We start from the raw sequence: 20,117 nt of genomic DNA, 5'->3' as shown, positions 1-20,117 counted from the left end.
CGGTGGGTGACCGGGAGGGGACGCGGGTGCTCAGGATGCCCGGTGGGCGGACGTCGTCAGCGTGATCGAGCGGTCCAGCGCCTGCAGGAAACCGTTCACCGTCGCCCGGTCCCGCACCGCGAGGCGCAGCCACTCCTCGTCCAGTCCCGGGAAGGTGTCCCCCCGGCGGACCGCGAAACCCAGGTCCCGCAGACGACGGCGGACGGCCGCCGCCCGGGGCAGCCGTACCAGGACGAACGGCCCCTCCGCCGGCTCGACCACCCGCAGCCCGTCGGAGGCGAACTCACCCAGCCCCGCCACGAGATGGGCCCGGTCGGCGGCGACCCGCCGGGCCGCTTCGTCCGCCTCCGCGAGCGCCCGGGCGGACACGCAGGCCTCCGCCGCGGCCAGCGCCGGCGTGGACACCGGCCACAGCGGCTGGGCCCGCTCCAGCGCGGCCACGGTCTCCGGGTCGGCTAGCACGTAGCCGATGCGCAGGCCCGCCAGGCCCCACGTCTTCGTCAGGCTGCGCAGCACGACCAGACCGGGCATGTCCGTACGGCCCGCCAGGGCCTCGCGCTCACCGGGCACCGCGTCCATGAACGCCTCGTCGACCACCAGCGTCCGCCCCGGTCGGGCGAGTCGCGCGAGCGTCTCCGCGGGGTGCAGCACCGACGTGGGGTTCGTCGGGTTGCCGACCACCACCAGGTCGGCGTCGTCCGGGACGGCCGCCGGATCCAGCCGGAAGCCGTCCTGAGCCCGCAGCAGCACCCGGTCGACCCGGTGCCCGGCGTCCCGCAGCGCCGACTCCGGCTCGGTGAACTGCGGATGCACCACCACCGGCCGGCGGACCCGCAGGGCGCGCGCCAGCAGCACGAACGCCTCCGCCGCGCCCGCCGTCAGCAGCACCCGCTCCACCGGCAGCCCGTGCCGCGCCGCCACCGCCGCCCGCGCGGCCCGCCCGTCCGGGTAGGCCGCCAGGCCGGTCAGCGACGCGGCGACGCAGTCACGCAGCCAGTCCGGGGGAGTGTCCGCGCGGACGTTGACCGCGAGGTCGACGAGCGCCGAGCCGTCGTCCCGCACCTCCGCGTCCCCGTGGTGGCGCAGATCGTGCCCCTCAGTGAGCATGCGCGTGTCCGCCATGGTGGTGGTGTCCGTGGCCGTGCCCGTGGTGGTGGCCGTCGTCGTCGGGGTGGAAGTGCGGCTGCTGCGGCAGGCCCACCTTGTCCTCGAAGCCCGGCAGCGCGATGCGGTACACGCACGAGTCGCAGTTCATCCGCAGATCGCCCCGGACGGCCTCCTCGTACCGCTCCAGCACCAGGTCCAGCAGTTCCGGCTCGGGCCCGATGACGTCCGCCGACCGCACCTCCACCTCCGGGTGCGCCGCGGCCCAGCCCTCGGTCTGCTGCCGCACCCGGTCCGGCAGGATCCCGGTGAACAGGAAGTACGGCAGGACGACGATCCGCCGCGCACCCAGCTTCGCGCACCGGTCCAGACCGCTCGGCACGTCCGGCGCCGCCAGCGACACGAACGCCGTCTCCACGCCCCCGTAGCCGCGCCCCTCCCACAGCAGCCGCGCCGCCTTGTGCACCTCGGCGTTGGCGTCCGGGTCGGTCGAGCCGCGCCCGACGAGCAGCACCGTCACATCCGCCCGGTCCTCGGGGGCACGCCCGGGCTCGGCGCCGAGCGCCTCCTCCAGACGCCGCTCCAGCACACTCAGCAGCGCCGGGTGCGGGCCCAGCGGACGGCCGTAGGAGTAGGAGATCCCCGGGTGCCGTTCCTTCTCCCGGGCCAGCGCCGCCGGGATGTCGCCCTTGGCGTGCCCGGCGGACACCAGCATCAGCGGCACGGCGGCGAACCGCCGCACCCCCTTCTCCACCAGCTCGGTGACGGCCTCGCCCAGCGGCGGCGGGGACAGCTCGATGAAGCCGCCCGCGACGGGCAGTTCGGGGCGGCGGCGCCCCAGCTCGCGGACGAAGTCGCGGAACGCCTCGGCTCCGGCATCGTCCCGGGTGCCGTGGCCGGCGATGAGCAGGGCGGGCGGCGGGGTGGTCACTGTTTCTCCTCGGACTGGGAAAGGGGGTGGTAGAGCAGGGCGTTCAGCGCGGCGGCGGCGACCGCCGACCCGCCCTTCTCGGACACGTTGCTCACGGCGGGCAGACCGCTCTCGCGCAACGCGGCCTTCGACTCGGCCGCTCCGACGAAACCGACGGGCAGCCCGATGACGAGCGCGGGAGCGGCGTCCAGCGTCATCAGCTCCTCCAGGGCGGTCGGGGCGCAGCCGATCACCCACAGGGCGCCGGGCCCGACCTGCTCATGGGCGAGCCGGACGGCGTGCGCCGAGCGGGTCAGCCCCGGAGCGGACACGGCGTCCTTCAGACGGCAGACGGTCTCCCGGCGCGTGATGCCGGCGGCGACCATCTCCACGTCCACGACGACCGGCGCCCCGGCGTGCAGCGCGGCGTGCGCCTTCTCCAGGTCGCCCTCGTCCATGACGAGATCGCCCGCGTACTCCAGGTCGGCGGCGGAGTGGATGACCCGCTCCACCACCGCCCGGGTCAGCGGCGGGAAGTGCGAGGTGTCCAGACGGGCGCGCAGCCGCCGGAAGGACTCCTCCTCGATGGGGTGGACCACACGGTTCACTTCGGTTCCTCCTGCCAGCGGTAGCCGCGCGGCGTCACCATGCGGCCGGCGATGTTCCGGGTCGCGGTGTTGCCCACGGTCACGACGGTCATCATGTCGACCGTCGCCGGGTCGAGGGCGGCGAGCGTCGTCACCCTGCTCGTCCCGTCCGGCCGTGAGGCGTTGCGCACGACCCCCACCGGCGTCGTCGGCGCCCGGTGCTCGGCCAGGATCGCGAGCGCCTTCGGCAACTGCCAGTCACGGCCCCGGCTGCGCGGGTTGTAGAAGGTCACGACGATGTCCGCCTCGGCCGCCGCCCGCACCCGCCGCTCGATGACCTCCCACGGCGTGTGCAGGTCGGACAGGCTGATCGACACGTGGTCGTGGCCCAGCGGCGCGCCCAGCAGCGCGGCGGCGGCCAGCGCCGCGGTCACCCCCGGCACCCCCACCACGTCGATGTCGTCGGACGCCTCGGCGAGGGCGGGCGAGGCCATGGCGTACACGCCCGCGTCCCCGCTGCCGATCAGCGCCACCGCCCGCCCCTGCCGGGCCTCCGCCACGGCCGTCCGCGCCCGCTCCTCCTCCGCCCCGAGCCCGGACTCCAGGATCCGGGTGCCGGGCCGCAGCAGATCGCGGACCTGGTCGACGTACTGGTCGAGCCCGACGAGCACCGAGGCCCGCTCCAGCTCCGCCCTCGCCCGCGGCGTCAGCAGGTCCCGTGCGCCCGGCCCGAGCCCCACCACCGCGAGCCGCCCGCGTCCGGGACGCCGTACGACCGCGCAGGTCGCCATCGCGGGCAGCCCGTCGGCGCGCCGCGACTTGCGCTTGGGGACGAGGAGTTCGCCCCCGCCCAGCAGCGCCGCGGCCTCCGCGACGGAGGGGGTGCCGACGGCGGCGAGCGGCGCGTCGGACGGGTGGGGCACCTCGACCGAGGCCAACGCCTCGGCGGTGTACGTCACCAGCGGCACGCCGAGCCGCCGGGCGGCCCCCACGATGCCCGGCTCGTCCGCCTTGGCGTCCACGGTGGCGAGTTCGGCGACGCTGCGCGCGGACAGGCCCGCGTCGCGCAGCGCGTCCTCGACCAGCCCGAGCACCTCCTCCACCGGGGCGCCCCTGGACGCGCCGACCCCCACCACGAGCGTCGGCGGGCGCAGCAGCACCTCCCGGGGGCCGGGCGCGACCGCCCGGTCCGTCACCCGGACGGTGTGCGCTCCGCGCTCCGCGAACGGCACCGGCGGCAGCGGCCAGGCCACCTCCGCCTCCAGCGCGACCGGCTCCCCGTCCAGCAGCGCCCGCGTCACCCCGGCGACGTCGCCCTCGACGGGCAGCCCGAGGGTGTCCAGACCGCGTATCCCGACGGCGTCGGTGGCCGTGGTCACGACGGGCTCGGCACCGAGCAGACCGCCGACCTCCCGGGCCAGCGCGTTCGCCCCGCCGCCGTGCCCCCCGACCAGCGGGACCGCGAACCGCCCGGCCTCGTCGACGCACACGACCCCCGGATCGGACGCCTTGTCCGTCAGCAGCGGCGCGAGCAGCCGTACGACGGCTCCCGTCGCCAGGAAGCACACGAGCTGCTCGCACTCCGCGAACGCCCGCCGGACGGCGTCCCCCACCGGGCCGTCGTACACGCGTGTGCGGTCCGGCCACGCCGCGGCCAGCCGGTCGCGCGCCGCCGCCCCCGCCGCGGTGGCGGAAATGAGGCCGATCACTGGATGACTCCTTCTTCTCGGTCGAGCGAGGTCCTCGAACGCGGTGTGGAACGGGTGGTCGAAGGGGTTCCCGACGTTCTCGAACCCCACAGCAGGAACACGGGATTGGTGGCCGCGAGACGCGTCACGTCCCCCGGCAGCGGCGCGAGCCGCGACGACTGCAACAGCACGCCGTCGGAGTCGAACCCGGCACCGGTGAGCGCGGCCCGCGCGGCCGGCACCCGGTCCAGCGCCGCCATGGCGACCACGACGGTGCGCCGCGCCCGCCGCGCGCACGCCGCGACGATCTCGGGCAGCTCGCGCCCGCCGCCGCCGACGAACACGGCGTCGGGATCGTCGAGCCCGGCCAGCGCCTCCGGCGCCGTCCCGTGCACCACGTGCACGTCGACGCCGTGCGCGGCCGCGTTGGCCCGGATCCGACCGACCCCGTCCCCGGCCTTCTCCACGGCACTGACGGCCGCCCCCAGCCGGGCGCACTCCACGGCCACGGACCCCGACCCGGACCCCACGTCCCAGACCAGGTCGCCGATGCGCGGACCCAGCCGGGCCAGCGCCAGCGCCCGCACCTCGAACTTGGTGATCATCGAGTCGCGGTGGGCGAAGTCGCCCTCGTCCAGCGCCCATCCGGCCGCCCCGCGGGACGGCCCCGCGAGGGTCCGCGCCGGGCCCGGCGCCCGCGTCGCGTCCAGGCACAGCACCACGCTCACCGCCGTGCCCCAGTCGCGCGCCGCCGCCTCGGCGGGCGTCACCCGTTCGACGCGCTCGCGCGCCGGGTCGCCCAGCGCGGACGCCACGACGAGGACCCGCCCGGGGGCGGTCCGGGCGAGCGCGGCGCCCAGTTCGGCGGGCCCGGCACCCGGGCCGGTCAGCACGGCGACCTTCGGATGCGCCCGGCACACCTGGACGGCGGTCCGCGGATCCCGCCCGTGGGCGCTGACCACCACGGCGTCGTCCCAGGTCAGCCCGAGCCGGGCGAAGGCGGTGGCGACGGAGGAGACACCGGGCCGCACGTCGAGCCGGTGCGCGCCGAACCGTTCGGCCAGCGCCCGCACGATCCCGAAGAACCCGGGGTCGCCCGAGGCCAGCACGACGACCGAGCGGTCCTCGCCGACGTACTCCTCCACCCGGTCCAGGGCGGGCGCCAGCGGACCGAGCACGATCCGCTCGACCCCCTCGGCGAGCCCTGCGGCCGCCAGGTGCCGCCGTCCGCCGACGACCAGCTCCGCACCGGCGAGGACGTCCTCGGGGAGCGGTGCTCCCGTCCCCGTCCCCACGACGGTGATCGGACCGCTCACGTACTCGCCCCCCGCTCGCGCAGTGCCCTGCGGGCGGCCGGGTCGGCCTTGCGGTAACCGTGGAAGTGACCGGGGTGGTACAGGTGCGAGCGGGTGCCGTGCGCGTCGAGGGCGGGGCCGATGAGGAAGAGCGTGTGCTTCCAGAGCTTGTGCTCCTTGACCGTCTCCTCCAGCGTGCCGATCGTGCAGCGCACCACCAGTTCCTCGGGCCAGGTCGCCTGGTAGGCGATCACGACCGGCGTGGCCGTCGGGTAGCCGCCCTCCAGCAGCTCCCGCACCAGCTGTCCGCTGCGCGCGGCCGACAGGAAGACCGCCATCGTCGTGCCGTGCCGGGCGAACTCCCGCACCTCCTCCCCGGGCGGCATGGGCGTCTTGCCTCCGCCGAGCCGGGTCAGGATCACCGACTGCGCCACCTCGGGGATCGTCAGCTCGCGCTGCGCGAGCGCGGCGACGGCCGAGAAGGAGGACACCCCCGGCACGACCTCGGTCGCGATGCCGATCCCTGCGCACCGGTCGAGCTGCTCCTGCGTCCCGCCCCACAGGGCCGGGTCCCCGGAGTGGATCCGGGCGACGCGCAGCCCCTCGTCACGGGCCCGCTCGTACACGGCGACGACGTCCTCCAGGGACATGGCCGCCGAGTCGAGGACCTCCGCGTCCGCCCGCGCGTGCTCGAGGACCTCCGCCTGCACCAGGCTCGCCGCCCAGATCACCACGTCGGCCTCGGCGATGGCCCGCGCCGCACGGAACGTCAACAGGTCGGCGGCACCGGGTCCGGCACCGACGAAGGTCACCTTGCCGGTGGGGGCGTCGGCCATGGGTTCGGGTCCTTTCATGACGGGATGAGGGGGGAGGGCCGGACGGGGGTGACCGGTGCGGCCGGATCGGGGACGGGGGAAAGCGGAGCGGAGACGTGCGCCGTGCGGGCCTCGTCCGATACGAAGAAGCCATGGCGGTGATCGTCGCGCTCGGCGCGTTCCTGATGACGTTGGCCGGCGGCTGGACGGCGCACCGCGTGACCGACCGCCGTCACCTGGTGCTCGGCCTGGCCGGCGGCCTGATGCTGGGCGTGGTCGGCCTGGACCTGCTGCCGGAGGCGCTGGAGGCGGCCGGCACGGAGTTCTTCGGCGTCCCGGCGGCACTGCTGCTGTTCGTGGCGGGCTTCCTGGCGGCCCATCTGGTGGAACGTCTGCTGGCCCACCTCCCCCACTCCCGACCGGGCTCGAGCGGGGGGACCCCCACGGCCGTGCACGGCGCCGGGCAACACGACGGCCGCACCCCCGAGGTGGGGCTGACGGCGGCCGCCGCGATGGTCGGTCACAGCGCCATGGACGGGGTGGCGATCGGTGCGGCCTTCCAGGTCGGCGGCGGCATGGGCACCGCCGTCGCGCTGGCCGTCGTCGCCCATGACTTCGCGGACGGCTTCAACACGTACACGCTCACCCGCCTGTACGGCAACGCCCGCCGCAGGGCGGTGGCCATGCTGGTCGCGGACGCGGCCGCACCGGTGGTCGGCGCGGCGTCCACGGCGTTCGTGTCCCTGCCCGAGCACCTGCTCGGCGCCTACCTCGGCCTGTTCGGCGGCGCGCTGCTGTACCTGGCGGCGGCCGAGATCCTCCCCGAGGCCCACCACGACCACCCCGCCCGCTCGACCGTGCTGTGCACGATCTCGGGCGTGGCCTTCGTCTGGCTGGTGGTCGGCCTGTCGCAGTGACGCGGACGGTCTCACAGCTTGCCGCCCCGCCCGCCCTCGCGCCGCGCGGGCGCGATGAGCGTGGAGAGGTAGGGGAGGGGCGCGCCGTCCAGCTCCGCGGCGCCGTGGACGGACTCCTCGGGCAGACCGAGCGCCGACCCCCACACCGCGTCGGCGATCCGCCCGGTCTCCCGCAGCGCCTCGGCGACCTCGGCGGCCTGCCGGCCGAACTTGTAGGCGACGACCGTGCCCGGCCCGGCGAGCGCGTCCTTCAGCACGGCGGAACCGGCGGTCACCGGCACCAGGGTCAACGGCTCGGTGCCCTCGGTCAGCACGGCCCCCGAGCGTGCCGCGAGGTCCTGCATGGCGGTGATCCCCGGCACGGTCTCCACGACCGTGCCCGGCACCAGCTCCGCGATCGTCTGCGCGAGATACGTGAACGTCGAGTACACGTTGGGGTCCCCGATGGTCGCGAAGGCGACCCGGGCGTGCCGGCCGAGCAGCTCGGCGACCCGCGTCCCGGCGGCGTCCCAGGCGGCCTCGCGCCGCGCCCGGTCACTGCGCTCGTTCAGCGCGAACACGACCCGGACGACCTTCTCCACGGGCACGTAGTGCAGCACCGTCGCCTCGGCGCGCCCCCGCTCGCCGGTGTCCATGACGGGGACGACGACGACATCGGCGGCGCGCAGCGCGTTGACGCCCTTCACGGTCACCAGCTCCGGATCCCCCGGCCCGACCCCGACCCCGACCAGCCTGCTGCTCATGACGTCCGGCACCTCTCCACGAACCGACGGGCCGCACCGGGCTCGGCCGCCCAGTGCGTGTGCAGATAACTCGCGTGCACACCGCGCTGTACAAATCCTTCGACGCGCCGCCGCGGGGCGCGCACGCCCCAGGCGGGGGCCGCCCCCGCCCCCGGTTCCACGACGGTCCGGTGGAACTCGTGCCCCCGCATCCGCGTCCCCGCGGCGGCCAGCACACTGTCGCTCACGGCCACCGCGTCGCGGTAGCCGAGCGTCAGCCGTTCCGTCATCCGCGCGGTGGCGTCCAGCACCCCGCACATCGGCAGTCCGTCGAGCTCACGGCAGAGGTAGAGCAGCCCGGCGCACTCGGCGGCGACCGGCGCCCCGCTCGACGCGAGCTCGGCGACGGCCTTGCGGAGGAGTTCGTTGGCGGCGAGCTCGCGGGCGTACACCTCGGGGAAGCCGCCGCCGATCACCAACCCCCTCGTACCGTCGGGCAGCTGCTCGTCCCGCAGGGGATCGAAGGGGACGACCTCGGCGCCGGCGGCGGTGAGCAGCTCCGTGTGCTCGGCGTAGGAGAAGGTGAACGCCTCGCCCCCGGCGACGGCGACGCGCGGCGCGCACGTCCCGTCCGACCGGGCCGGGCGGTCGTGGGCGGGCGAGGCCACGGCCTCGGCCGGATCCCAGGCCGCAACCGACAGTTCACCCGCGCCGCGCGCCAGCCCGAGCAGCCCTTCGAGGTCGCACCCGGCGGCGACCTGCGCCGCCATGGCCGCCACGGCCTCCACCGCGGCCTCCCGCCGCTCGGCGACCGGCACCAGCCCCAGGTGCCGCGACGGCGTGTCCACCCGGGCCACCCGCCGCAACACCCCGAACACCGGCACCCCGGACGACTCCAGCGCCTCCCGCAGCAGCTCCTCGTGCCGGTCCGACGCCACCTTGTTCAGGATCACGCCCGCGACCCGCACCTGCGGATCCCAGGAGGCGAAGCCGTGCACCAGCGCCGCCACCGACCGCGACTGCGACGACGCGTCCACGACCAGGACCACCGGCGCCCGCAGCAGCTTGGCGACCTGGGCGGTGGACGCCAGTTCGCCCTCCCCGGCGGCCCCGTCGTACAGCCCCATCACTCCCTCGACGACGGCGATGTCGCACCCCCGTGACCCGTGCCGGAACAGCGGGGCGACCAGCTCCGGCCCGCACAGGTACGCGTCCAGGTTCCGCCCCGCGCGCCCGGTCGCGAGCGCGTGGTACCCGGGGTCGATGTAGTCCGGCCCGACCTTGTGCGGGGACACGGTGAGCCCCCGCGCGGCGAACGCGGCCATCAACCCCGTGGCGACGGTCGTCTTGCCGCTGCCGGACGACGGCGCGGCGACGACCAGCCGGGGGACGGAAGCACTCACCACTCGATGCCCCTCTGCCCCTTCTGGCCGGTGTCCATCGGGTGCTTGACCTTGGACATGTCGGTCACCAGGTCGGCGAGGTCCACCAGCTTCCCGGGCGCGTTGCGCCCGGTGATCACCACGTGCTGGGTCCCCGGCCGGTGCCGCAGCACGTCCACCACCTCGTCGGTGTCGACCCAGCCCCAGTGCATCGGGTACGCGAACTCGTCGAGGACGTACAGCCGGTACGTCTCGGCGGCGAGGTCCCGCTTGACCTGCTCCCAGCCCTCGCGGGCCTTCTCCTCGTTGTCCAGCTGGGCGTCACGCTGGACCCACGACCAGCCCTCGCCCATCTTGTGCCAGTCGACGGTGCCGCCCTGCCCCGAGGCGCCGAGCACCCGGAGGGCGTTCTCCTCGCCGACCTTCCACTTCGCCGACTTGACGAACTGGAACACCCCGATCGGCCACCCCTGGTTCCAGGCGCGCAGCGCGAGCCCGAACGCGGCCGTCGACTTGCCCTTCCCGATCCCGGTGTGCACGACCACCAGGTGCCGGTTGCGCCGCTGACGTGTCGTCAGCCCGTCGTCCGGCACCACACTCGGCTGTCCCTGCGGCATTACGCGGCCCTCCTCGAAGTCCCCTGAACATCTCGCACCAGCCCGGCGATGGAGTCCGCGCGCAGCTCGTCCAACGTCACCGCCGCCCCGCCCAGCTCACCCGCGAGCTTCCCGGCCAGCCCCAGCCGCACCGGCCCCGACTCGCAGTCGACCACCACGGACGCGACCCCGTCGGCGGCGAACAGCCGGGCCGCGCGCCCGGCGAGGGCGACCGGCTCGGGCCCGCCCGTGGCCCGCCCGTCCGTCACGACCACCACGAGCGCCCGCCGGGCCGGATCCCGCAGCCGCTCCACCCGCAGCACGTCGTGCGCCCTGAGCAGCCCGGCGGCCAGCGGCGTCCGCCCACCGGTGGGCAGCGACTCCAGCCGGACGGCCGCGGCGTCGACCGACGACGTCGGCGGCAACGCCACCTCCGCGCCCGCCCCCCGGAACGTCACCAGCCCCACCTTGTCCCGTCGCTGGTAGGCGTCCAGCAACAGCGACAGCACGGCACCCTTCACGGCGCTCATCCGCTGCCGTGCCGCCATGGAGCCGGAGGCGTCGACCACGAACAGCACGAGGTTGCCCTCACGCCCCTCCCGGGTCGCCTGCCGCAGATCGTCCCGCCGCACCACGAGCCCCGGGCCCGACCGCCCGCGCGCCCGCTGGTGCGGCGCGGCGGCCTGCACGGTCGCCGCCAGATGCAGCTTGGTCAGCGCCCCCCGGGGCCGGCGCGCGCCCGTGGTCCTGCCGTGCTCGGTCCGCGCCCGCGACCGCCGCCCGGCGGCACCCTCGCCGATCCCGGGCACGCTCAGCACCTTGGTGCGGAACGGATCCGACGAGCGAGCCGGAGCCTGTTCCCGGGAATCCGGGGCCGGGGACGTCCGGGGCTCCCCGTCCTCACCGGCCTCCGGTGTCGCGCCCGTGTCACCGCCCTGCGGCCCCTCGTCGGGCGACGGCCGACCGCCGCCGCCCCCGCCGGGTCCGTCGGGATCGGGGTCGCCGTCGTCGTCCCCGGAGAACTCCTCCAGGGTCTCGTCGAGCTTGTCCTCGTCCAGCCCCGGCGCGTCGAAGGGGTTGCGCCGGCGTCGGTGCGGCAGCGCCAGCAGAGCGGCCTGCCGCACGTCCTCGGCCAGCACGTCGGTGCGCCCGGCCCAGGCGGCCAGCGCCGTCGCCGTGCGCGCCATCACGATGTCGGCCCGCATGCCGTCCACCTCGAACGCCGCGCAGGTCGCCGCGATCTGCCGCAGCGCCCCGTCGCCCAGCCGCACCGACGGCAGCAGCCGGCGCGCCGCGACGATGCGCCGCCGCACCGCGGCCTCCTCGTCCGCCCACCGCGCGGCGAAGCCGGCCGGATCGTCGTCGTGGGCGAGCCGCCGCCGCACCACCTCCACCCGCTGGTCGGGCTCCCGCGAGGCGGCCACCTCGACGGTCAGCCCGAACCGGTCCAGCAACTGCGGCCGCAGCTCGCCCTCCTCGGGGTTCATGGTCCCGACGAGCAGGAAACGCGCGGCGTGCCGCACCGACACACCCTCGCGCTCCACGTACGACGCGCCCATCGCCGCCGCGTCCAGCAGCAGGTCGACGAGGTGGTCGTGCAGGAGGTTGACCTCGTCGACGTAGAGGATCCCGCGGTGCGCGTCGGCGAGCAGGCCCGGTTCGAAGGCCTTCACGCCCTCGGCGAGCGCCCGCTCGATGTCGAGGGCGCCGACGAGCCGGTCCTCGGAGGCGCCGACGGGCAGCTCGACCATCCGGGCCGGCCGCGTCACACCGTCGGTCGTCTCGTGCGGCCCGTCCGGACACCCCGCGTCGGGCGCCGCGGGATCGCACGAGAACCGGCACCCCGGCACCACGTCGACCTCGGGCAGCAGCGCCGACAGGGCGCGCACGGCGGTGCTCTTCGCGGTGCCCTTCTCGCCCCGCACCAGCACCCCGCCGACCGCCGGCGACACCGCGTTCAGCAGCAGCGCGAGCCGCAGATCGTCCTGGCCGACCACGGCCGTGAAAGGAAAGGGGGTCGTCACTGTTCGTCGCCCTCCAGATCGCCTTCGAGCTCCAGGTAGGTGGCACGCAGCCGCTCGAGCGTGTCGGCGTCCGGCTCCGCCCACAGCCCGCGGTCCGCCGCCTCCAGCAGCCGCTCGGTGATGCCCCGCAGCGCCCACGGGTTGGACGTCTTCATGAACTCCCGGTTCTCCGGGTCGAAGACGTACTCGGCGCTGAGCTTCTCGTACATCCAGTCGTCGACCACACCGGCCGTGGCGTCGTACCCGAAGAGGTAGTCGACGGTCGCGGCCATCTCGAAGGCGCCCTTGTAGCCGTGCCGCCGCATGGCCGCCATCCAGCGGGGGTTGACCACCCGCGCGCGGAACACGCGGTGCGTCTCCTCGCCCAGCGTCCTGGTCCGCACCTGGTCCGGGACGGCCGAGTCGCCCACGTATGCCTCGGGGTTGGCGCCCGTCAGGTGCCGCACCATGGCGACCATGCCGCCGTGGTACTGGAAGTAGTCGTCGGCGTCGACGAGGTCGTGCTCGCGGGTGTCGACGTTCTTCGCCGCGACGGCGATCCGCTTGAACGCCGTCTCCATGTCCCCGCGCGCCGCCCGCCCGTCGAGCCCGCGCCCGTAGGCGTATCCGCCCCACACCGCGTACACCTCGGCGAGGTCCGCGTCCGAGCGCCAGTTCCGCGCGTCGATCAGCGGCAGCAGTCCCGCCCCGTACGCGCCCGGCTTCGAGCCGAAGACCCGGGCGGTCGCCCGGCGGCGGTCGCCGTGGCCGGCGGTGTCCTCGTCCACGTGGGCCCGCACGAAGTTGGACTCGGCGGGCTCGTCCAGCTCGGCCACCGCCCGCACCGCGTCGTCGATCAGCCCCACGACGTGCGGGAACGCGTCGCGGAAGAAGCCGGAGATACGGACCGTGACGTCGATGCGCGGCCGGCCCAGCTCCTCGGGGGGCACGATCTCGAAACCGGTCACCCGGCGGGAGGCGTCGTCCCAGACCGGACGGCAGCCCAGCAGTGCGAGGATCTCGGCGATGTCGTCGCCCTGCGTGCGCATCGCGGACGTGCCCCACACCGTCAGACCGACGGACCTCGGGTACTCGCCGGTGTCCTGGAGGTAGCGCTCCACCAGCGAGTCGGCGAGCGACTGCCCGACCTCCCAGCTCAGCCGGGACGGAATGGCCTTGGGGTCGACGGAGTAGAAGTTCCGGCCGGTCGGCAGCACGTTGACCAGTCCGCGCGTCGGCGAACCCGACGGACCCGCCGGGACGTACCCGCCCGCGAGGGCCTTCAGGATGTGCCCGACCTCGTCGGTGGTCCGCTCCAGCCGCGGCACCACCTCGGTGCAGGCGAACTCCAGCACGGCGACGGCGTCGGGCAGGTCCCCGCCCAGCACCTCGCGCACCAGCGGCGCGACCTCCGTCACCGCCCAGCCCCGCGCCTCCATGCCCTCCGCGAACCGCCGGCACAGCTGCTCCAGCAGGTCGACCGCGTCGGCGGCCGTGCGGGAGGGACCCTCCACCAGGTCGCTCAGCTCCACCGGCACCTTCAGCGGCGCCCCCGGCTCGGCGAGCAGCTCCTTCTCCACCAGCCCGAAGTGCGCGGCGAGCGCGGCCCGCAGCCCCGGCAGCGCGTTCGCCTGCCCGCCCCACACCTGCGAGGCGCGCAACACGGCCAGCACCAGGTTCACCCGCGCCTCGCCGACCGGCCCGCCGCCCAGGATGTGCAGACCGTCGCGGATCTGCACGTCCTTGATCTCGCACAGGTAGCCGTCGATGTGCATGACGAACTCGTCGAAGTCGTCGTCCTGCGGCTGCTCGTCCACATGCAGGTCGTGGTGGAGCTCGGCCGCCTTGACCAGCGTCCAGATCTGCGCGCGGACCGCCGGCGCCTTCGCCGGGTCCAGGTCGGAGACGAGCGCGTACTCGTCGAGGAGCTGCTCCAGCTTGGCGAGGTCGCCGTAGGTGTCGGCGCGCGCCATCGGCGGCACCAGGTGGTCGACGACCGTGGCGTGCCCGCGCCGCTTGGCCTGGGTGCCCTCGCCGGGGTCGTTGACGATGAACGGGTAGACGAGCGGCAGGTCGCCGAGCACGGCGTCCGGCGCGCACCCGCGGCCCAGGCCCAGCCCCTTGCCCGGCAGCCACTCCATCGTGCCGTGCTTGCCCATGTGCACGATCGCGTCGGCGCCGAAACTGTTCTCCAGCCACCGGTAGGCCGCCAGGTAGTGGTGCGACGGCGGCATGTCGGGGTCGTGGTAGATCGCGATCGGGTTCTCGCCGAAACCGCGCGGCGGCTGGATCATGACGACGACGTTCCCGAACCGCAGCGACGCGAGCACGATGTCGTCGCCGTCGACGTAGAGGCTGCCGGGCGGCTCGCCCCACGCCTCGGTCATCGCGTCCCTCAGCTCCGGGTCGAGGGTGTCGAACCACGCCCGGTAGTCGGCGAGCGGCACGCGCGCGGGTGCCGCCGCCAGCTGCTCCTCCGTCAGCCACTCCACGTCGTGCCCGCCGGCCGCGATCAGCCGGTGGATCAGCTCGTCGCCGCCGGCAGGGTATTCGGTGAGGGAGTACCCCGCCTCCCGCAGCGCGTCCAGCACCCGGACCGCCGACGCGGGCGTGTCCAGCCCCACCGCGTTGCCGACCCGCGAGTGCTTGGTCGGGTAGGCGGTGAACACGAGCGCGACCTTCTTGTCCGCGTTCGCCTTGTGCCTGAGCCGGGCGTGCCGTACGGCGATCCCGGCGACGCGTCCGGCCCGCTCGGGGTCGGCGACGTACACGGGAACGTCGTCCGGGCCCTGCTCCTTGAAGGAGAAGGGAACCGTGATCAGCCGCCCGTCGAACTCGGGAATCGCGACCTGCATCGCCGCGTCCATGGGGGACAGCGCGGCGTCGGAGGCGTCCCACGCGGCCCGCGACGACGTCAGGCACAGCCCCTGCAGCACCGGTACGTCGAGGTCCGCGAGGGCCCCGATGTCCCAGGCCTCCTCGTCGCCGCCCGCCGAGGCCTGCGAGGCGTGCGTACCGCCGGCGGCGAGGACGGTGGCGACGAGGGTGTCGGTCCGCGCCAGCAGCTCGTACAGCCCGGCGTCCGCCCCGCGCAGCGAACCGCAGTACACCGGGAGGGCGTTGGCGCCCCGGGCCTCGATCGCGTCGCACAGGGTGTCCACGAAGGCGGTGTTGCCGCTCAGTTCGTGCGCCCGGTAGAAGAGCACACCGACCGTCGGCCTGCCCTCGACCCGCGTACGGGAGCCGTGCACCCCGTACTCGGGCATCTTCTGCGGTTCGAGGAAACCCTCACCGGTCAGCAGCACGGTGTCGGAGAGGAACCGCGCCAGCTCGGTCAGGTTGGCCGGACCGCCCTCGACGAGGTAGCGGAGCGCCTCCGCCACCACACCCGCGGGCACCGACGACTCGGCCATCAACTCCGCGTCCGGGACGCTCTCCCCGCCCAGCAGCACGGTGGGGATGCCGGAGGCCTTCAGCAGGGCGAGGCCGTCCTCCCAGGCCCGCCTGCCGCCGAGCAGCCGTACGACGGCGATGTCGGCGCCCGCGACGAGAGCGGGCAGCTCCTCGGCCACGTCGACGCGGGCCGGGTTGCCGATCCGGTAGGAGGCACCGGAGGCGGCCCGGGCCGCCAGCAGATCGGTGTCGGCGGTCGACAACAACAACACTGTGCTCATGCGGGCGCTCCCGGTGGAATGAAAGGCAGTCCTTGTGGCGCGCCGGACTCGATGAGCCGCCACAGCGCGTCCGTGTCCGCGTGCTGTTCGATCAGGTCGCCGAGCCGGTCGAGCTGCTCCTCGCGCAGCACGGCGAAGGAGGTGTCGGGGGCCGGCACGAACCGGCGGCCCGAAGCGGCGGCCACCTCGCGCAGGAAGGCCCGCCGGAAGCCGTCCGACTCCAGCGAGCCGTGCCAGTGGGTGCCCCAGGTCTGCCCGACCCGGCAACCGTCCAGGCCGTGCCCCCGGTCGTCGGAGATGAACGCCTCCCCTCCGGCGACGGTGGCCACCCCGTGATGGATCTCGTACCCCTCGACGGGCTCGCCGAGGGCCATGCCGACGGGCCGGGTGAGCGTCTTCTCCCGGGCGAACCGCACCCGGACGGGCAGGACTCCGAGGCCGTCCACCTGGCCGAGGCGGCTCTCGACGTCGTCCTCGATGTGCTCGCCGAGCACCTGGTACCCGCCGCAGATGCCGAGGACGGGCCGCTGCTCGGCGGCCCTGCGCACGAGGGCGTCCGCCAGCCCCCGCTCCCGCAGCCACTCCAGCGCCCGCACGGTCCCCCGGGTGCCGGGGACGACCACCAGGTCGGCGTCCGCCAGTTCCTCCGGCCGGTCCACGAACCGCACGACGACACCGGGTTCGGCGGCCAGCGCGTCCACGTCGGTGAAGTTGGACATCAGCGGGATCGCGCACACGGCGACCCGCAGCACGTCCTCCCCGACCGGCGGCGCCACCGTCGACTCGCGCACGGTCCCGCGCAGCGACACGCGCAGGCCGTCCTCCTCGTCGATGCCGAGGCCGTGCCGGAACGGCAGCACCCCGTACGTCCGCCGCCCGGTGAGGCGGTGCAGCATGTCGAGCCCGGGTTCGAGCAGGCCGACGTCGCCGCGGAACTTGTTGACGAGGAACCCGGCGACCAGCTCCTGGTCCTCGGGCGAGAGCAGCGCGACGGTTCCGAAGAACGACGCGAAGACACCCCCGCGGTCGATGTCGCCGACGACGAGCACGGGCAGCCGCGCGCCCCGCGCGATGCCCATGTTCACGATGTCGGTCCGCCGCAGATTGATCTCGGCGGGGCTGCCGGCCCCCTCACAGATCACCGCGTCATACGTGCCCCGCAGTTCGGCGAGGCAGTCCAGCACCGTCCCCAGCAGTTCGCGCTGGCGTCCGCCGTGGTACCCGCGTGCGCTCAGCTCGCCGACGGGCTTGCCGAGCAGCACGACCTGACTGCTGCGCTCGCCCCCGGGCTTGAGGAGCACCGGGTTCATCAGCGCGGTCGGCTCGACCCGGCAGGCCTGTGCCTGCATGGCCTGCGCCCGCCCGATCTCGGCGCCCTCCCGCGTCACGAACGAGTTCAGCGACATGTTCTGCGCCTTGAACGGCGCGACCTTCACCCCCTGCCGCACCAGCCACCGGCAGATCCCGGCGGTGACGACGCTCTTGCCGGCGTCGGAGGTGGTGCCGGCCACGAGGAGACCCCCACCGGTCATCGCGTACGCCCCCTTGTCAGTAGCCGCCCGGCGACCGTCACGCCGAGCGCGAGCAGACCGACACGGCGGGAGAGCCGTGCGGCGCGTTCGATGTCGTGCGCGACGACGGGCCGCCCCGCCGCCCCGTTGAGCACCGGCCGGTGTTCGACCCGGCCGCCGTAGGAGAGCGTCCCGCCCAGCCGCACCCCGAGGGCGCCCGCGAAGGACGCCTCCACGGGACCGGCGTTGGGGCTGGGATGCCGGCGGGCATCGGCCCGCCACGCCCGCACGGCCCCCCGCGGATCGTCCCCGGCGACGGCCGCCAGGACGGCCGTCAGCCGCGCCCCCGGCCAGCCGGCGACGTCGTCGAGCCGGGCCGAGGCCCAGCCGTAGCGGCGATGGCGTGGCGACCGGTGCCCGACCATGGCGTCGAGGGTGTTCACGGCGCGGAAGCCGAGCAGCCCCGGCACCCCGGCGACGGCCCCCCACACCAGCGCCCCCACCACCGCGTCGGAGGTGTTCTCGGCGACGGACTCGACGACCGCGCGGGCGATCCCGTCGGCGTCCAGGGCCTGCGGGTCCCGCCCGCACAGGTGCGGCAGCCGGGCCCGCGCCGTCTCCACGTCGCCGGTCTCCAGCGCCCGTCCGATGGTCCGGGCCTCGCGCACCAGGGAACTCCCGCCGACGACGGCCCAGGTGGCGACTCCGGTCAGGGCGACGGAGGCGGTGGGGGAGGTACGCGCCGCGCGCGCGGCGACGGCACCCAGCGCGACGGCACCCCCGGCGCACACCGCGGTGTGCAGCGCGCCCCACCCCCGGTGGTCCCGCCACAGCACCCGTTCCACGGCGCCCGCGGCCCGCCCGAACGCGGCGACCGGATGCCCCCGGCGGGGATCGCCGAACAGCAGGTCGCCGAGGAGGCCGGCGGCGGCGCCGTACGCGAAGGCGCGATCGGCCCGCATCGGCTCAGCCGACCGCGGGGTGGCGGAGGGGAGTTGCGGCGCTTGACCTCGAACGGCAGCCGAGCATGGCGGTATGTCCTCACTCAGGGTGTCCACGCCCTGGTTCGACGAGACCGGCGGTGAGAGTTCCTGGCTCCCGGGGGGCAACCCCCGGTGACAGTGGCGGGACCGCGCCGGACTCGCACCGGCTTCCTCTCTTGCCGCCGTACATGGCCCCGGCAGTCCACCACGGCCCCGGAAGGGCCGTCAACTTGCCGTTGACCTGCGCGAGGAGAGTGTGCAGAACCCCACACGCGGGTGTAGGCCGGGCACGAAAAGGCGGGGTGGGGGACGGAGAACCGTCCCGCACCCCGCCCACGCAGGAGCGTCGTGCGTCAGGCGACGATCAGGGAGATCCCGTACGCCACCGCCGCCGCGCAGGCCGCGAAGCAGGCGTAGGCCGCGGTGACCGCGAGGGCCGCCGACTCGCCCTGGGCGGCGGCGCGCTCGCGGCGCGACAGGCCCGTGATGCCGAGGGTGAACAGGCCGACGAGGGCCACGGTGACCACGAGGCTGACGCCGAAGACGGAGCCGAGGGCAGCCCAGTCGATCTTCATGGTGATTCCTTCTTGAGCGGGTGCGGAACCGGGTGCGCGCAGTTCAGACGGTGGTGGTGGCGGCCGGCGGGGCCGGCTCGGCGGCCGTGGGGGCGGCGATCGTGGCCGTCAGGCCCGCCTCGGCCACCGGGCCCGCCGGGGGCGGCGTCACGGCGGCGATCGCCTGGGTCACCACGCCGGCCGGCTCGTCCGAGTCGTTGACGTTGGTGTGGTCGACGACCTCGCGACGGGAGATCTTCCAGATCGCGGCGCTGGAGCCGACGAGGAAGACCGCCACCAGGGCCGTGCCCCAGTCGCCGAAGCCGGTCACGTACTCGGCGAGCGCGCCCACCAGGGCCGCGGCCGGGAGGGTCAGACCCCAGGCGACGAACATCCGGGTGGCGGTGGACCAGCGGACGACACCGCCCTTGCGGCCCAGGCCCGCGCCCATCACCGCACCGGAGACCGAGTGGGTGGTGGAGAGGGAGAAGCCCAGGTGGGAGGAGGCCAGGATGACGGTGGCCGCGCTGGTCTGGGCGGCGAAGCCCTGCTGCGGCTGGAGGTCGGTCAGGCCCTTGCCCATGGTGCGGATGATGCGCCAGCCGCCGAGATAGGTGCCCAGCGCGATGGCGACGCCCGCGGAGAGGATGACCCACAGGGGCGGGTCGGAGTCGGGGGCGACGGCACCGCCGGCGACCAGGGCGAGGGTGATGATGCCCATCGTCTTCTGCGCGTCGTTGGTGCCGTGGGCCAGGGAGACCAGGCCGGCGGAGGCGATCTGGCCGGCGCGGTAGCCCTTCTCGGCGGCCTTGCCGTCGGCCTTCTTGCCGAGGGTGTACGTCAGCCGGCTCGCGAGCATCGCGGCGACGCCCGCGACCAGCGGTGCCGCGATCGCCGGGATCAGCACCTTGGTGACCAGCACGTCGCCGTGCACCGCGCCGACGCCCGCCGAGGCGATGGTGGCGCCGATCAGACCGCCCATGAGGGCGTGCGAGGAGCTGGAGGGGAGCCCGACCAGCCAGGTGAGCAGGTTCCAGAGGATCGCGCCGACCAGCGCCGCGAAGATGACCTCGGGACGGATACCGGTCTCGTCGACGAGACCCTTGGAGATCGTGTTGGCGACCTCCACGGAGAGGAAAGCACCCACAAGGTTGAGGACGGCGGACATGGCCACCGCGACCTTGGGCTTGAGTGCGCCGGTCGAAATGGTCGTGGCCATCGCGTTGGCGGTGTCGTGGAAACCGTTCGTGAAATCGAACGCGAGTGCGGTTACTACCACAATCGCGAGGATCAGCGAGAAGCTTTCCATTTACCCAGGCAATCGTTCGAGGTCGTTGGTCGGTTGACCGTAGGCAACCTGAGTGAACGGAAGGTGA

At 74.7% G+C, this 20,117-nt stretch carries 16 protein-coding genes and 1 riboswitch; of the genes, 1 reads left to right on the top strand and 15 read right to left on the bottom strand.

The features are described from left to right. Nucleotides 1-30 precede the first annotated feature (30 nt). The 6 genes from cobC to cobM are packed head-to-tail and all read right to left on the bottom strand — an operon-like array spanning nucleotide 31 to nucleotide 6,420. Nucleotides 31-1,122, bottom strand: coding sequence for an Rv2231c family pyridoxal phosphate-dependent protein CobC (cobC, locus tag ACZ4YY_RS00430; protein ID WP_468281863.1), 1,092 nt, complete (start codon nucleotides 1,120-1,122; stop codon nucleotides 31-33). After that, on the bottom strand, nucleotides 1,097-2,035 hold the full coding sequence (locus ACZ4YY_RS00425; RefSeq protein WP_468281861.1) for a sirohydrochlorin chelatase: 939 nt from the start codon (nucleotides 2,033-2,035) through the stop codon (nucleotides 1,097-1,099). Before ACZ4YY_RS00425 ends, cobC begins: the two co-directional genes overlap by 26 nt. Further along, the gene (locus ACZ4YY_RS00420) at nucleotides 2,032-2,622 is read right to left on the bottom strand and encodes a precorrin-8X methylmutase (RefSeq protein WP_468281859.1); all 591 of its coding nucleotides are present in this window, start codon (nucleotides 2,620-2,622) and stop codon (nucleotides 2,032-2,034) included. Before ACZ4YY_RS00420 ends, ACZ4YY_RS00425 begins: the two co-directional genes overlap by 4 nt. Further along, nucleotides 2,619-4,310, bottom strand: coding sequence for a precorrin-3B C(17)-methyltransferase (gene cobJ / locus ACZ4YY_RS00415; RefSeq protein WP_468281857.1), 1,692 nt, complete (start codon nucleotides 4,308-4,310; stop codon nucleotides 2,619-2,621). The genes ACZ4YY_RS00420 and cobJ overlap by 4 nt, the downstream gene beginning before the upstream one ends. After that, nucleotides 4,307-5,605, bottom strand: coding sequence for a precorrin-6y C5,15-methyltransferase (decarboxylating) subunit CbiE (gene cbiE, locus ACZ4YY_RS00410; RefSeq protein ID WP_468281855.1), 1,299 nt, complete (start codon nucleotides 5,603-5,605; stop codon nucleotides 4,307-4,309). The genes cobJ and cbiE overlap by 4 nt, the downstream gene beginning before the upstream one ends. Beyond that, nucleotides 5,602-6,420, bottom strand: a complete 819-nt coding sequence (cobM, locus tag ACZ4YY_RS00405; RefSeq protein WP_468281853.1) for a precorrin-4 C(11)-methyltransferase — start codon at nucleotides 6,418-6,420, stop codon at nucleotides 5,602-5,604. Before cobM ends, cbiE begins: the two co-directional genes overlap by 4 nt. Nucleotides 6,421-6,551: 131 nt before the next feature. On the opposite strand from cobM, the gene ACZ4YY_RS00400 reads away from it, so the two are divergent. Further along, nucleotides 6,552-7,316, top strand: coding sequence for a ZIP family metal transporter (locus tag ACZ4YY_RS00400; protein WP_468281851.1), 765 nt, complete (start codon nucleotides 6,552-6,554; stop codon nucleotides 7,314-7,316). An 11-nt stretch (nucleotides 7,317-7,327) separates the two neighbouring features. Here the strand turns inward: ACZ4YY_RS00400 and cobI are convergent, their stop codons facing one another. The 9 genes from cobI to ACZ4YY_RS00355 form a co-directional block, all read right to left on the bottom strand. Next, on the bottom strand, nucleotides 7,328-8,059 hold the full coding sequence (cobI, locus tag ACZ4YY_RS00395) for a precorrin-2 C(20)-methyltransferase (protein WP_468281849.1): 732 nt from the start codon (nucleotides 8,057-8,059) through the stop codon (nucleotides 7,328-7,330). Beyond that, nucleotides 8,056-9,441, bottom strand: a complete 1,386-nt coding sequence (locus tag ACZ4YY_RS00390; RefSeq protein WP_468281847.1) for a cobyrinate a,c-diamide synthase — start codon at nucleotides 9,439-9,441, stop codon at nucleotides 8,056-8,058. Before ACZ4YY_RS00390 ends, cobI begins: the two co-directional genes overlap by 4 nt. Next, complete coding sequence (gene cobO / locus ACZ4YY_RS00385; RefSeq protein ID WP_468281845.1) at nucleotides 9,438-10,037, bottom strand: cob(I)yrinic acid a,c-diamide adenosyltransferase; 600 nt, start codon at nucleotides 10,035-10,037, stop codon at nucleotides 9,438-9,440. Before cobO ends, ACZ4YY_RS00390 begins: the two co-directional genes overlap by 4 nt. Further along, nucleotides 10,037-12,040, bottom strand: a complete 2,004-nt coding sequence (locus tag ACZ4YY_RS00380; protein WP_468281843.1) for a putative cobaltochelatase — start codon at nucleotides 12,038-12,040, stop codon at nucleotides 10,037-10,039. The genes cobO and ACZ4YY_RS00380 overlap by 1 nt, the downstream gene beginning before the upstream one ends. Further along, nucleotides 12,037-15,693: a cobaltochelatase subunit CobN gene (cobN, locus tag ACZ4YY_RS00375; protein WP_468281841.1), complete on the bottom strand. Its 3,657-nt coding sequence runs from the start codon at nucleotides 15,691-15,693 to the stop codon at nucleotides 12,037-12,039. Before cobN ends, ACZ4YY_RS00380 begins: the two co-directional genes overlap by 4 nt. Then, on the bottom strand, nucleotides 15,690-17,225 hold the full coding sequence (locus ACZ4YY_RS00370) for a cobyric acid synthase (RefSeq protein ID WP_468281839.1): 1,536 nt from the start codon (nucleotides 17,223-17,225) through the stop codon (nucleotides 15,690-15,692). The genes cobN and ACZ4YY_RS00370 overlap by 4 nt, the downstream gene beginning before the upstream one ends. Further along, nucleotides 17,222-18,166, bottom strand: coding sequence for a cobalamin biosynthesis protein (locus tag ACZ4YY_RS00365; protein ID WP_468281837.1), 945 nt, complete (start codon nucleotides 18,164-18,166; stop codon nucleotides 17,222-17,224). Before ACZ4YY_RS00365 ends, ACZ4YY_RS00370 begins: the two co-directional genes overlap by 4 nt. 104 nt (nucleotides 18,167-18,270) lie before the next feature. After that, a riboswitch (cobalamin riboswitch) is annotated at nucleotides 18,271-18,409 on the bottom strand. A gap of 131 nt (nucleotides 18,410-18,540) precedes the next feature. Continuing rightward, the gene (locus ACZ4YY_RS00360) at nucleotides 18,541-18,762 is read right to left on the bottom strand and encodes a hypothetical protein (protein WP_468281835.1); all 222 of its coding nucleotides are present in this window, start codon (nucleotides 18,760-18,762) and stop codon (nucleotides 18,541-18,543) included. A gap of 43 nt (nucleotides 18,763-18,805) precedes the next feature. Further along, entirely contained in the window at nucleotides 18,806-20,050 is a 1,245-nt protein-coding gene (locus ACZ4YY_RS00355) for an inorganic phosphate transporter (protein WP_468281833.1), read from the bottom strand. Nucleotides 20,051-20,117: the final 67 nt, after the last annotated feature.

This window comes from Streptomyces sp. NPDC030143, assembly GCF_055573695.1.
Note: the sequence above shows the minus strand (reverse complement) of the source record. Positions and strands in the feature narration are given on the sequence as shown.